11 protein-coding genes are annotated in these 13,902 nt (G+C 54.6%); 9 read left to right on the plus strand and 2 right to left on the minus strand.

Annotated features, from left to right (window positions below; genetic code table 11):
• Positions 1-22 precede the first annotated feature (22 nt).
• Positions 23-934, plus strand: a complete 912-nt coding sequence (locus KB890_RS18090; protein ID WP_004181308.1) for a LysR family transcriptional regulator — start codon at positions 23-25, stop codon at positions 932-934.
• Here the strand turns inward: KB890_RS18090 and KB890_RS18095 are convergent, their stop codons facing one another.
• Positions 935-2,083, minus strand: coding sequence for a trans-sulfuration enzyme family protein (locus KB890_RS18095; protein ID WP_004181305.1), 1,149 nt, complete (start codon positions 2,081-2,083; stop codon positions 935-937).
• Positions 2,084-2,093: 10 nt separating this feature from the next.
• Entirely contained in the window at positions 2,094-3,470 is a 1,377-nt protein-coding gene (locus tag KB890_RS18100; protein ID WP_004181304.1) for a pyridoxal-phosphate dependent enzyme, read from the minus strand.
• 1,709 nt (positions 3,471-5,179) lie between these two features.
• Between KB890_RS18100 and KB890_RS18105 the strand changes: the two genes are divergently transcribed.
• From KB890_RS18105 to KB890_RS18140, 8 genes are read left to right on the plus strand one after another with little or no spacing between them, the layout of a single operon-like run.
• The gene (locus tag KB890_RS18105; RefSeq protein WP_004181301.1) at positions 5,180-5,695 is read left to right on the plus strand and encodes a fimbrial protein; all 516 of its coding nucleotides are present in this window, start codon (positions 5,180-5,182) and stop codon (positions 5,693-5,695) included.
• Positions 5,696-5,745: 50 nt separating this feature from the next.
• On the plus strand, positions 5,746-6,477 hold the full coding sequence (locus tag KB890_RS18110; RefSeq protein WP_004900612.1) for a fimbrial biogenesis chaperone: 732 nt from the start codon (positions 5,746-5,748) through the stop codon (positions 6,475-6,477).
• Positions 6,461-7,009, plus strand: coding sequence for a fimbrial protein (locus KB890_RS18115; protein ID WP_004181297.1), 549 nt, complete (start codon positions 6,461-6,463; stop codon positions 7,007-7,009). Before KB890_RS18110 ends, KB890_RS18115 begins: the two co-directional genes overlap by 17 nt.
• Positions 7,010-7,027: 18 nt before the next feature.
• Positions 7,028-7,606, plus strand: a complete 579-nt coding sequence (locus tag KB890_RS18120; RefSeq protein WP_004181296.1) for a fimbrial protein — start codon at positions 7,028-7,030, stop codon at positions 7,604-7,606.
• The gene (locus KB890_RS18125) at positions 7,599-8,393 is read left to right on the plus strand and encodes a fimbrial biogenesis chaperone (protein ID WP_169512835.1); all 795 of its coding nucleotides are present in this window, start codon (positions 7,599-7,601) and stop codon (positions 8,391-8,393) included. The genes KB890_RS18120 and KB890_RS18125 overlap by 8 nt, the downstream gene beginning before the upstream one ends.
• 8 nt (positions 8,394-8,401) lie before the next feature.
• A complete protein-coding gene (locus KB890_RS18130; protein WP_004181291.1) occupies positions 8,402-9,166 on the plus strand; it encodes a fimbrial biogenesis chaperone in 765 nt (254 codons plus the stop codon).
• 46 nt (positions 9,167-9,212) lie between these two features.
• Positions 9,213-11,807, plus strand: coding sequence for a fimbria/pilus outer membrane usher protein (locus KB890_RS18135; protein ID WP_004181289.1), 2,595 nt, complete (start codon positions 9,213-9,215; stop codon positions 11,805-11,807).
• Positions 11,804-13,885, plus strand: a complete 2,082-nt coding sequence (locus KB890_RS18140) for a reverse transcriptase domain-containing protein (protein ID WP_032408591.1) — start codon at positions 11,804-11,806, stop codon at positions 13,883-13,885. The genes KB890_RS18135 and KB890_RS18140 overlap by 4 nt, the downstream gene beginning before the upstream one ends.
• Positions 13,886-13,902 lie beyond the last annotated feature (17 nt).

Consider the following 13,902-nt stretch of genomic DNA (forward strand, 5'->3'; position numbering starts at 1 on the left):
TTACTAACCAGAGGTTAGCAATATGGACAAATTACGAGGGATGGAGACGTTTATTGCCGTGGTGGAGTGCGGCAGCTTTACCGGGGCGGCGTCGCGCCTGGGGCTGTCGGCGGTGATGGTTGGGAAATATATCGCCCAGTTGGAAAGCCAGCTGGCGACGCGTCTGCTGGAGCGTAACACCCGACGCCAGAGCCTCACCGACGCCGGGCGAGTCTATTTTGACGAAGCGAAACGGGTGATGGAGCAGGTCTCCATCGCCGAAAGCGCGGTCGAGCGGCTGCGGCTGGCGCCGGCCGGCACCCTGCGGGTGAGCGCTCCCACCTCGTTCGGCGCCAGCGTGATCGCGCCCCTGACCGCCACCTTCCTGCAGGCCTGGCCTGCGGTCCGGGTGGAACTGGATCTGACTAACCGGATGGTCGATCTGGTGGATGAGGGGTTCGATCTGGCGATCCGTATCGGCGAGATCCATCAGGAGGATCTGGTGGCTCGCTACCTGGCGCCGTATCGGATGGTGATCTGCGCCGCGCCGGCTTATCTGGCGCGTTACGGGACCCCCGGGACGCCAGAGGATCTCGCCGATCATCTCTGCCTGTCCCATACGGTCTGGACCGCCCGCAACGAGTGGCGGCTGCCGGGCGTAGAGGGAGAAGTGCGCTGGAAACGCGATGCGGTTTTGCGCTGCAACGATGGCTACGCGCTGCGCCAGGCGGCGATCGCCGGGGCCGGGCTGCTGATGCAGCCGGAGGTACTGCTGGCCGATGCGCTGGCCAGCGGCAGCCTGGTTCGGGTGCTGGAGGCGTGGACTCCGCAGCCGCGGCCTGTGCATCTGCTCTGGCGCCAGGATCGTCGGCCCCTGCCGAAGCTGACGCAGTTTATCGCCCACCTTCAGCAGGGAATGGCCGACGCGCTGACAACGACCCGCGCGTCGGAATAATCACTCCGCCCGCAGCGCCTGCTGCCAGTCGGCAATCAGATCGTTGGGATCTTCGATCCCCACCGACAGGCGGATCAGCTGCGGTGTGATACCGTTCGCCAGGCGTTTCTCCAGCGGGATCGAGGCATGGGTCATGCTGAAGGGCTGGCTCACCAGACTCTCCACGCCGCCCAGGCTCTCCGCAAGCGTAAACCAGCGCAGCTTGCTGATGATGCGCTCGGCGTAACCTTCATCGCCCTTCACCACCACCGAAATCATGCCGCCGGGCAGGGCCATTTGCTGGCGCGCCAGCTGATGATGCGGGTGCGAGGCCAGCCAGGGAAACCAGACTCGCTCCACTTCCGGCTGCTGTTCCAGCCATTCGGCGAACTGCAGCGCGTTCGCGCTGTGGCGCTCCATCCGCAGCGCCAGGGTACGGATGCCGCGCAGCGTCAGGAAGCTGCTGAACGGGTCAAGCACGCCGCCTACCGCATTCTGCAGATAGCCAAGCTTTTCCGCGAGCCCGGAGTTATCGCCAACCACCGCCAGGCCGGCGACGACATCGGAATGGCCGTTGAGGTACTTGGTCGCGGAGTGCACCACAATATCAAACCCATGCTCCAGCGGGCGATGGATCGCCGGCGAAGCAAAGGTGTTATCGGCGACGCTGATCAGGTTATGGCGGCGCGCGATGGCGGCGATGGCGCTGAGATCCGCGAGCTTCAGCAGCGGGTTGGTGGGCGTTTCCACCCAGATCATGCGGGTGTCGGGGCGGATCGCCGCTTCAATTCCCGCCAGGTCGTCGGGTTTCACCCAGCTCACCTGCAGACCCGCGCTACGGCGGCGAACGTTTTCCAGCAGGCGGTAAGTGCCGCCATACACATCATCGACCGCCACCAGGTGACTGTCCTTATCCAGTAGCTCCAGCACGGTGGAGATGGCGGCCAGCCCGGAGGCGAACGCGTAGCCGCGCGTGCCGTTTTCCAGGTCGGCGATCGCCGTCTCCAGCGCGTGGCGGGTGGGATTCCCGCTGCGGGAATATTCATAACCGGTATGCTGCCCCGGCGCTGGCTGAGCAAAAGTGGAGGTGGCATAAATCGGCGGCATCACTGCGCCGTGGCTGTCGGTGAAGGTTCCGCTATGTACACTCAGGGTGTGGATAGATGACATAAAAAATTCCTTATTGTGCGACTCGGTTACGCCAGGCGGTCAATACATCGCTGCGGGTGACCAGGCCAAGAAAACGCGCGTTGTCAGCGATCACCGCCACCAGACCGCGATCGAGAATGGCCTGCAGTTCGCTCTCGGGCGCATGCTTATCGAGGGTTTCAACATGGCGACTCATCGCTTCGCTAACCGGTAGGGAGAAGCGTTGGCGATCGCCCTGTACGTGGCGGATCAAATCCCACTCATCGACGATGCCGACCACGCGGCCATCCTCCAGAACCGGCAGCTGGGAGATGTCATACAGCCGCATGCGGGTAAAGACCGCGGCCAGGGTGTCGTCCGGCGCGGCCGTGACGGTAGCGCCTTCGTCATGGCGCAGGGCGATAAAATCACTGAGATCGCCCTGTTCGGGGCGGGCGATCAGTCCTTGCTGGCGCATCCAGTCGTCGTTGAACATTTTGGACAGGTATTTATTGCCGCTGTCGCAGGCGAAGGTTACTACCCGCTTCGGACGGCTTTGTGCCCGGCAGTAGCGCAGCGCGGCGCTGAGCAGGGTGCCGGTGGAAGAGCCGGCCAGCACGCCCTCAACCTGCAGCAGCTGGCGCGCGGTGTGGAACGCTTCGCGGTCGCTGACGCGATACGCGGTATGTACCCCCTCCAGCCTGGCCAGCGGCGGGATAAAATCTTCGCCGATCCCTTCGACCAGCCAGGATCCCGTTTCGCCGTAGCGTCCGGTATCGACCTGATCGGCAAGGATGGAACCCGCCGGATCGGCGAGAATAAATTCCGTTTTCGGCGAGTGCTCAGCAAACCAGGCCTGAAGCCCACCCAGCGTGCCGCCGGAGCCGACGCCGACGACGATGGCGTCGATGTCGCCCTCCAGCTGCTGATAAAGCTCCGGCGCAGTGGAGGTGGCATGGGCCAGCGGATTGGCGTCGTTATTAAACTGGTCGATATAAAAGGCGCCCGGCGTTTCATCGGCAAGGCGGCGGGCATAATCCTGGTAGTAGGCCGGGTGGCCTTTATTGACGTCGGAGCGGGTGAGCAGCACCGTCGCGCCCAGCGCCCGCAGGTGAAAGATTTTCTCGCGGCTCATTTTGTCCGGCACCACCAGGATCAGGCGGTAATTTTTCTGCGCCGCAATCAGCGCCAGACCGAGGCCGGTATTGCCGGCGGTGGCTTCGATAATCGTTCCCCCGGGCGCCAGTTTTCCCTGGCGCTCGGCTTCATTAATCATCGACAGCGCAACCCGATCTTTAATTGACCCGCCGGGGTTCTGATTTTCCAGTTTTAAAAACAGACTGCAGGGCCCGGTATCCAGTTTGTGCAACTGGAGCAGGGGAGTATGACCGATCAGGTCGCTCACGGAATGAAACAGTGACATAACCATTTACCCACTCGTTTAAGATATTTTTGCATACTAGAACTGTGAAAACGGTTATTTAAAGAATATTTCTCTGTCATTTAGCGCAAAATGGAATATAAGATGCTATTTGGCCATCTGGAGGGAAAGCAGGGCAGCCACCTGGGCGGATCGATTTCCAGAAAAGGGCGTTTTTAGCCGCTTTTAGCGGGAAAATGGCGATTTTAATCAGTGTGTTATCTGATATCTGAAAATGTATTTGCGAAAAGATTCTATGGAGAATAGGCCTGCGCTTGTCGTTAACTAGCAGCGGGCTGGCCAGGAGAAAAACGCAGCAGGGAAATCACGGGTTAACGCAGTTCGATGGAGAGTCCGGATGCAGAAAAGCAAAAACCCACCATTTGGAGCGATCACGCTCCGGTAGATAGTTTCTCACCTCACGGTGAGGCCTTTTCGAAGGACTCCGGGCTGACGCCATCCGGGAGTATGGCTTTGTGCAGGCTAAAAAGCACGGTTGCGATGTACACAATGGGAAGCAGATCCCTGCTTATTTCCAAAAAACGACCGTTGCTTCCGATATAACGCGATCGACAACTTTTCGATTCTATGCGAACTCTGCTTTCGATCAATGTTGACTAAATGTCACGACTTACAACATGTATAAGTCATATCTTTCGGCGGAAGATTTCCAGGTTATAAAACCGGTATGTTTATTCCGCCCTGTCATCCCAGGTGATGGTGTCTATGTCATAATCATGTTCAAATGCAAGCCAATTTTGACTACTTCTGTTTCCCGGCACTGCTGGTTTTTCTGGGATTTTTTAATGCGACTGAGTGCGAAGTATCTCTCTCCCGGAGAAACAGACGCCCCTCTCTGGTGTATCTCATTACAATCGTAACTATAATAATGCAAAGGCTCAGGTGGTGTTCTTAAGGGGAGAGTGGGTATATTTCTCCTGCTGTTATCGACAATGGCAGTTGTTTATGTTCCGTAGGTATCATGGTTATTCCATATTCCAGAATGAGTAGATATACTCGCCCCGGTGACCCCTGCGGGGGAGCTTGTACTACGTAATGAGTTCGCGCCTCTATAGGCTGGCTAATACCAGGTTTGTTCATCGCAGATATAAGCGATATAACTCAAAAAAAAGCACGGGGCATCTACGTAATAAACTCAGTGTATTCTCCATTTTTATCCGTGCCCACGAAACTTCTTAATTGATTGATGGCATTTTTCAGATTATCTGATGGTAAAAATGTAGTCCGACGATTGACTCTGCATTGTTGTCTGTCGATAGTCGCCATCCCTTGTCTTCTTTTCCATGTGAATAATCCAGAGCGAAGAACCTGAAATACAGGCGCATTCTAAATGCGCCGGATAATAGTATTCGGATATATTATACTCTCTGTGAATATGCTGGTTTCAACAACGCCTGGTCTGGCAGGTAAATTGAATGCTGGTCAAAATATCGCTTTTATTAGCGCTCATCGTTATATCTGCGTGATACCAGTCTGTTTGAAGACCGGGTCATCATCATCCGTTATTCATTTTGCGTGTCAGTCCGGTGTATACAGTGTTTTCATTCCGGTTACAAGAGAGTGGAGTGGATTACATATGTAATCTTAATCGCTCACAAGGACTCTGCCTGTCTCATTGTTTGCGCAGGGGGAGGGGCAGTATTATATTTCGGCGAAATGTTCTGTACGTGTCTTTTATAAATAAGTGAGAGTGAAAAATGTCTATTAAGAAAAGTGTTATCGCTGCTGCAGTTTTTGCAAGCCTTTCTGGTGTCAGCATGATGGCTAATGCAGCACCGTCTGCTGATGTGACGCTGGAAGGTATTATCACCAACACTACCTGTGATGTTTCCGTTAACAATGGCCTGGCGACCCTGAATGTGGGGGTCTACAAAGCAAGTTCTTTTACCCCTAACACTCAGCAGGGCTCTGTTGCGCTGCCGGTTGAATTAACCAACTGCGCTGATGAGACTGGCGCGCTGATTATTCAGGGGCAGAGCGCAAGCTCCGACCCGAGCAAGCAGCTGTTTACCGCCGCGACGGGTGATACCGTTGGCTTTATGATTAAGGATGCTAACGATGTGCAGGTGGCTGAGTCACAGAATGTGGCTTTGGATGTGACCTCTGCTGACACGAATAGTTATTCTTTCAATGTAGGTATGGGTACCACTGACGCTACGCCGGCAGCGGGTAGTTATAGCGTACCGGTGACTGTGGCTTATATTGTCAATTAACCATAAGGTGAATAGGGGACGTGGCAACGCGTTCCCTTTATTAATTAACGATGAAAACTTTCCAGCATGTCACTTTTGTTTTACTCCTGATATTTGCAGGAATGGCTTCCGCCTTCGCGGGAATTTCCATCGACAGCTCGCGCATTATATTTCAGAGCAGTGATGATGCCAGAGGGCGCAGCGTCGGCGTAACAAGTTCAGTCTCATCGGTCGCACCTTATCTGGTCAGGGCACAGGTCTCACGGGATATCGAAGGTAACAACGTACAGACTCCGTTCATTACGACGCCGTCATTATTTCGCCTTGAGCCGGGCAGTACGAATCAGGTTCTGGTGGTGAAAAAACCGGGTGCGGATGGGCTGGCGACGGACAGAGAATCCCTCTTCTATTTTCGCAGCGTTGCCATGCCGGCGGGGGAAAAGCAGAGCGCTTCCCCGTCATCCGTGGTAGGGGGGTCACTTCAGGTTTCCACGGCAACGGTAGTTAAGCTGTTTTACCGCCCGGGAGGGCTGGCGTTACCGCAGCAGCAGGCTATGGGTATGCTGCAGTTTTCATCCACCGGGCAGGGCCTTCGGGTGACCAACCCAACTCCGTATTACATTACGCTCGCCGATCTTAAGGTGGCCGGAGTCAGGGTTCCTCTCAGTGCGGTAGCAGGCAACACCATGATAGCGCCTTTTGGGGCTCAGTTATATGCGCGTGCGCCGCATCAGGGGCGGGTTGAATGGAAGGCTATCAATGATTATGGCGGTACGGAGGTGTTTCATGGTTCGGTCCGCTAAGCCGTTATCCGGCGTGGCGCTCGCCTGCGTGTTGGTATCATCGGGCATTCAGGCCGCTGACACGGCGGAGGTGAATTTTACCGCGCAAATCAGCGATGGTACCTGTGATGTCCAGTTATCGCAGTCATCACTCCAGTTTGGTATCCACAAAGCCGTTGATTTTCAGTCCGGCGCTACCGTGGCGATGTTACCTCTGACGGCGACCGTGATATGCAGCGGGGCGACAACGCCAAAGATGTCGGTGTCGGGCAGCACACCGTATTCAGACAGTACCATTTTCCGCGATCCGGGCTCGGTGGCCACAGGTGTAGGGTTCATGGTACGCCAGGACACTGGAGATATAGATTTGGGATCGTTTTATAACCCCTCACAGGCGGTCAGTAATAACGTCAGTTTTGCTCTGTCGCCCGTCGGGAATGCAGGCACGCCCCATAACGAACCCTTCCTGCTGGGCCTGGTGAGGGCTGGAATTGAAAGTGTGACCCCTGGCGCCGTCAAATCGACATTAACGTTTACGGTATCGTTTGACTGAATCTGGAGAGTATAAAGGATGCATTACAATGAACGGACCCGTTCCACAAAACTGGTCGGCTTTATGTTGTCAGGCATGTTGTTTGCACTGACCACATCAGTATATGCAGGCTCTTCCTCAACGACGGTTAATTTTTCAGCCACGCTGGTTGGAGGCTCCTGTCAGATTTCAGTGGATCGGCCCAGTATTACATTTTCGCCTGTGTCCTCTTCCACGGTAATTGCGGCAGGGGGAGATGGTATCGACCCGCAGTTATTTTCGATGACGTTTTCTGACTGTAGTGGCTGGGGATTAACACCCAAAGTCCAGATTAAAGGGAATACCTTCACGTCCGGAATTCCGCTGTTCCGCAATGATAATGCGGCCGGTGATTATTCTCAGGGGTATGGAGTAAAACTGGTTCAGCAAGGCCAGATGGCCGCAATCGCTAATATGGATAAGCTAATTGTCGGTACTGCGGACCAGCAGCTTAATACCCTTAATGGTCAGACACTGAATTTTGAAGCACGTTTATCCTGTGGTAACTGTACTGCCGGACCTTCGTTGAAGGGCGGTAATATGAACGCCACCGTGACGCTTCAGTTTATTTATGAATGAATTGGCGATAAAAATGAATGTATTCGCACAAGCTGCGGGCAGATTTATACTGTGGTTTGCCGGGTTTATAGGCTTAATGCTGGTCTGTAATGTAGCGAGTGCCGCTGAGGGGGGACTGCAGCTCAGTCAGACACGCGTTATATTTGATGCCAGAGCAAAAGATACACAGGCGACGATAAAGAATAACAGCGGCCAGGTTTATTTGATAAAAGCCGATGTATTTGCGCCACCTGACGGTAGAAACACTCAGACGGACCCGAAGTCTGCTGTACCCTTTATGGTGACGCCTCCCTTATTCAGGCTGGAGCCAAACAGTCAAAATTCGGTACTGATAGTCCGTAATGGCGCAGCACAATTACCTGCGGATCGTGAATCGGTTTTTTATTTGAGTTTTTTGGCTATTCCTTCGACATCAGATGCCGCCGAAGGGACACAGTCTGGTGTGTCAGCCCGTATTTCAGTCGGTATACAGTCGGTGATTAAACTGTTTTACCGGCCTTCCGGGCTGTCAATGCCGGCGAGTGAAGCGGCCAAAAAGCTGACTTTCAGCAATACGGAACATGGACTGGGTATTAGCAATCCCACGCCGTATTACGTGACCCTGTCCCGACTGAATGTAGACGGTAAGAGCATGGATGTGAAAGGGACAGAGGCGGGGGCAATGCTTGCGCCATTCTCCACACAGTATTACCCCGTCAACGGGACTGTGCGGACCGTTTCCTGGACAACCATTAATGATTTCGGTGGTGAAAGTATCGAACATCAATCGGCCGTAAAAGGAATATAATAAACCTCATGCTGCGTATTTTTTGTTTGCGTCAATATCGACTAATGATATTGCTTTTTTCCATGTTTATCATCAGCTCGCCATCATATGGGTCGACTGGTAATAACCCTGACGGTATTAAATTACAATCCACACGCGTGATATATCCGGGTGAGAGCCACAATGGTATTACATTTACAGTTACCAATAATACCGCAAAGCCTTTCCTTTTACAGTCGCGGGTTATTCCATGGCAGGCTGATGAACAGGATAACGTATCCGGTAATCAGAGTGGAGGGGTGCCATTTATTGTATTGCCTCCCTTACAGCGGCTGGAAGCATCAGATGCGCTGACGCTCCGTATCCGTTTAACGCGTAATACACTGCCTAAGGATCGTGAGTCGGTATTTATTCTGAGCCTGAAAACCATACCTGGTCAGGAGAAAAACACGGATTCAGCGTCATTGACGCTGGCTATGCAAAATAATCTGAAGCTGTTTTATCGCCCGGAGGGGATGCCTGAGTATGATGTGTCCGAATTTGCGCGGGAAATACGGTTTATATCGCAGAGTGGGGAACTGAAAGTGATAAACCCGACACCATATTATCTCACTTTTCGTTCACTGTCTGTCGGGAAATATCCGGTCGAAAAAAACGCGCTTTCAAAAATGATACCGCCATTTGGGGAGCAGAGGTACCCATTATCATCCGGTGCGCGGGGGCAGGTGACCTGGAGTCTTATTGACGGTGAAGGACGGAATACTCCAGAGCAGGTCAGCGTACTGTCTGGGTAAGTATTTTAATAAATACAATCTTTTCTGGTGAATGGAAAAAAGCGACATGCATCTTATTTCTAATTTCGGGAAGCCTTCTTCCGGGAAGCTTTTCCGTTACTCCCCGGTGGCAGGTTTTTTATTGGTTTGTATTAACCCAGCCTGGGCCGGTGATTATTTTGATCCGGGATTTCTTGGTAATTCCGGCGATAATACGGCTGTCGACCTTTCCGCATTTTCTGAGGCCGGGGGAGTTCAGCCGGGGAAATATACGGTATGGGTATTTGTTAACCAGCGCAATGCAGGGCAGTACACCCTGGATTTTCAGAAAAATACGCAGGGCAAAATTGCGCCGGTTCTCACGCCATCTGAACTGGAAACGTTTGGAGTGAATGTCAGGCAACTGCCGGACCTGAAAGATTTGCCTGCTACGGCTGAGATAGACAATATTGGCGCGCTTATCCCTCAGGCGACCACCATGCTGGATCTGGCGCGCCTGCGTCTGGATATCAGCGTACCTCAGGCCGCAATGCAGCCTGAAGTACGTGGTGCGGTTGACCCGTCGCAATGGGAGGAGGGGATTTCCGCCCTGATGGCGAACTATAGCCTCAGCGCCGGTCGTACCACGAATTCCGGCCAGAACCAGACCTCACATAATAACAACCTCTTTGCAACCGTGCGCGCCGGGGCAAACACGGGGCCGTGGCGCCTGCGCAGCACCATGACCCATACCCGGGTGGAGAATAACGGCGGTAATAATGCCCTGACGACCACCCAGACACGCTTTTCGAATACCTACCTTGCCCGCGATATTCGGGGCTGGCGCTCGAACTTACTCATGGGTGAGAGTAGCACCGGTAGTGACGTTTTTGACGGTATCCCTTTCCGTGGGGTGAAGCTCAGCTCTAATGAACAGATGCTCCCGAGCCAGCTTCGTGGCTATGCGCCGGCCATCAGCGGCGTGGCGAACAGTAATGCCCGAGTGACTGTGCGTCAAAACGGCAATGTAGTGTACGAGACCTATGTGGCGCCAGGGCCGTTTTACATCAATGATATCCAGCAGGCCGGCCTGTCAGGGGACTATGATGTCAAAGTCACGGAAGCGGACGGCACCGAGCGCCAGTTCATCGTGCCCTACTCTTCCCTGCCGGTCATGTTGCGTCCCGGTGGCTGGAAGTATGAGCTGACGGCGGGACAGTATGACGGCAATCTGACAGATGGTTCCCGCCGGGCTGATTTTATGCTGGGGACCGTGGTATACGGACTGCCCGGTGATGTCACGCTGTTCGGCGGTATTCTCGCAGCAAAAGACTACCAGGCGTTCAACATCGGTACCGGGGTATCCCTGGGATACGTCGGTGCGCTCTCGGCTGATATCACGAATTCATCGGCGAAGTTTGATAACGAATCCACCCTGATAGGCCAGTCTTATCGCGTCCGTTATTCCAAAAGTCTGCTGTCCACGGGCACCTCTGTTGATTTAACCGCGCTGCGGTATTCAACCGAGGATTATTACAGTTTCAGTGAATTCAACAGTCAGGGACACCAGTTGCAGGAGGGAGTCAGCCCGTGGTCCCTGCAGCGCCGCCGTAACAGCTTCCAGACGCAGCTCAGCCAGCAACTCGGGGACTGGGGAACCATGTATTTCCGGGCCAGCCGGGATGACTACTGGGGAGGCGAACGTACGCTGACCGGCATGTCGCTGGGTTACAGCAACAGCCTGAAAGGCGTCAGTTACGGTGTCAACTACAACATTGATCGGACAAAGGATGCGAACGGTAACTGGCCGGAAAATCGCCAGATTTCGTTTAACGTCAGTGTGCCGTTCAGCATCTTTGGCTATTCACGTAACCTGCAATCAATGTATGCCACCACGACGCTCACTCATGATAACACCGGGCGGACCCTGAGTCAGACCGGGCTCAGTGGTAACACTATGGACGGGAAACTGTCCTACAGTGCTTCGCAAAGCTGGGGTAACCAGGGACAGATCAGTAACACCAACTTAAATACCGGTTACCAGGGAAGCAAGGGAAGTATCAGCGGCGGATACAGCTACAGCAGCGATATGCAGGCTATCAACATGAGCGCCAGTGGCGGGGTGATGGTGCATAGTGGCGGGATAACGCTGTCACGTGCCATGGGCGATTCGGTGGCGCTGGTGAGTGCCCCGGGGGCGGCTGGCGTGAGTGTCAACGGTGGTACGGCGGTCACCGACTGGCGCGGATATGCGGTAGTGCCTTACCTGACGGATTACACCCGCAACAGCGTGGGTGTTGACCCCAGCACCTTACCGGAAAATGTCGACCTCACACAGACCAACCTCAATGTATACCCGACCAAAGGCGCTGTCGTCAAAGCAAACTTTGCGACCCGGGTGGGTTATCAGGTGCTGATGACGCTTAAACTCGACAATGGCGTGGTGCCGTTTGGAGCAGTTGCCACGTTACTGAATGCGGGGATGGCAGAGGTGAATAGCAGCATCGTGGGTGATGACGGACAGGTTTATCTGACCGGATTGCCGGAGCGGGGGGAGTTACTGGTTAAGTGGGGCGAGACAGCAGCACGTCAGTGCCGTGTCAGTTTTGACATCTCCGGTTTATCGACGTCGCCGGATAAACCGGTCCGTCAGGTGACCTATACCTGTCAGGGCGGGAAATGATGAACATGAATCCCACACAGTGTAATGAGCTGAGTGCGGAGCACGATGAACGCACGAAGTGGCATAACGACGACCTGCGTGATGCGCAACGTTTAGACGAGGCCTGGGCCTGGCTGTGTGAGTCGCGCAAAACGGCGCCAGCGAATGCGGATATCTGGCATTTGCGACAGCGCTGGCCTGCCTGCCGGGAAGCGTTTCTCAGAAAACTGCAGTCGGGAGAGCACCACCTGTCCCCCATGTTGGTGGTGGGGACACGCCGTCAGGTGATGTGGTCCGCGGAGGATGCGCTGGCCCTTAAGTGGGTGGCGCTGTCCATCACCCCATCCATCCCGGTACATGAGAAGTGTGAGCATGTGAAGGGGCATGGCGGTGGTAGATCGTCCGTACGTCGGATCTCGCAGAGCCTGACCGAAAACGGTTACCGCTGGGTTTGCCGCACCGACATTAAGGGGTATTACGGGGCTATCAATAAAGAGACTTTGCTGTTGCAGCTGAGAGAGCATATTACGCACCCGGCGTATCTGACTATTTTAACTCAGTATATTCACTACAGCGTGGAAGAGGGCGGCGAGTTTTACACGCCCGAAAAGGGTATCGCGCGTGGTTGCGCGTTAAGTCCGCTCATGGGGGCGTTGCATCTCTGGGCTGTGGATAATTATTTTGCTCATCAACATAAAATCTATTATGGACGTTATATGGACGATTTTGTTATTTTAACTTACAGCCGCTGGCAGTTACGTAAGCAGGTGAAGCAACTCAATAAATATCTTGCGTCATTAGGGTTTGAGAAACACCCGGACAAGACGTTTATTGGCAAAGTGAGCCGAGGTTTTGACTGGCTGGGCGCGTGGCTCACGGATAAGGGTGTGGTCGGCATTGCCCCTCGCGCACTGACCAACCACCGGGAGAAGGTCCGTCGGCTTTATGAGCAGACACGTCACTGGTCTAAAACGAAACAAGCCAGGCGTGTGTCGGATTACCGTGCCCGGTGGAAAATTTGGGGGGCTATGGTAGGACTCCTGTCCTCCGCCCCCTCTTACGCCCTCATTGAGGTCATACGCCAAGGCGGGGCGGATGCTACCTGGCGCGTTCCGGTGAACCTCACCATCCCCGGGACCGCCGCATCCGGTAACGGCTCCTCGCGCAATTCCCTCGCGACACCGGCGTACGTCTCACGACCCGAACTCGTGGCCATCCAAGGCCCCTGCATGCGCAACCCAAATGAACAGACTCTTACCATGACCAGTGACGGGTTCTACGGCATATCGCTTGGTCCGGACCTCGTGTTAGGGATCTCGGGCACGATGACTGGCTCGTCCCAGTACGCCACGGGAAGGGTGACTGGCTCTGCGACGCTGGCGGATAACGGTATCCTCGTGAATCAAACCTATTCGCAACCCTTGTGTCCTTGGGCGGCCCCTACCGTCGCGGCAGGTTCAGAAGCGTGGATGAATCCCGAGACAATGTCGTATCCATCCACGTTCACCGGGAGTGTGTTCGTCCATGCAGGCCCGAACGCCCTTCCCGGGACGTACAACGTGGTACCACTTGTGTTTGCAAAATTCAGTGCGTGGGGGAGTCCCCCCACGGTCTCTATTCCCTTACCGTCTGCTGTACGTGTGAAGTTGCCCGTTTCGTGCACCGTCAACATAGACACACCTACAGTCCAATTTGGCCAGATTGACGCGTCCGTCGCATCCGGGCAACTCATGCGGGTGCAGCAAAGCACTATAACGACCTCGTGCACCTCTGTCGATGATGGTGGCAGTGGGACCAATCGCATGCCAGTTACCCTATCCGCGCAAGGCACCGTTGGAGACGTTTCAAATTCTCTCGCTCTCCAGGATGCCTCGAATACTGTCAAGATGGCTAATATCTTTGGTCTAATAGGAAACCGCCCTGCCGGGCAGTGCACACCCGACGTCAACAACTTCGACTTCGTAGGAACCCCGTCTGACCTGGGAACCGTAGGGGTAGGGAGCACGGGTACCATCCTTACCTGGTCCTTGTGCAGTAACGGAACGGGTGCCCTCGGCATAGGGCATGCTAGTGCGGTGCTCACCGTCTCGTGGCCTTGACAACATTGAACTCGTAG

The sequence above is a fragment of the Klebsiella sp. P1954 genome (assembly GCF_018199955.1).
GTDB lineage: Bacteria > Pseudomonadota > Gammaproteobacteria > Enterobacterales > Enterobacteriaceae > Klebsiella > Klebsiella pneumoniae.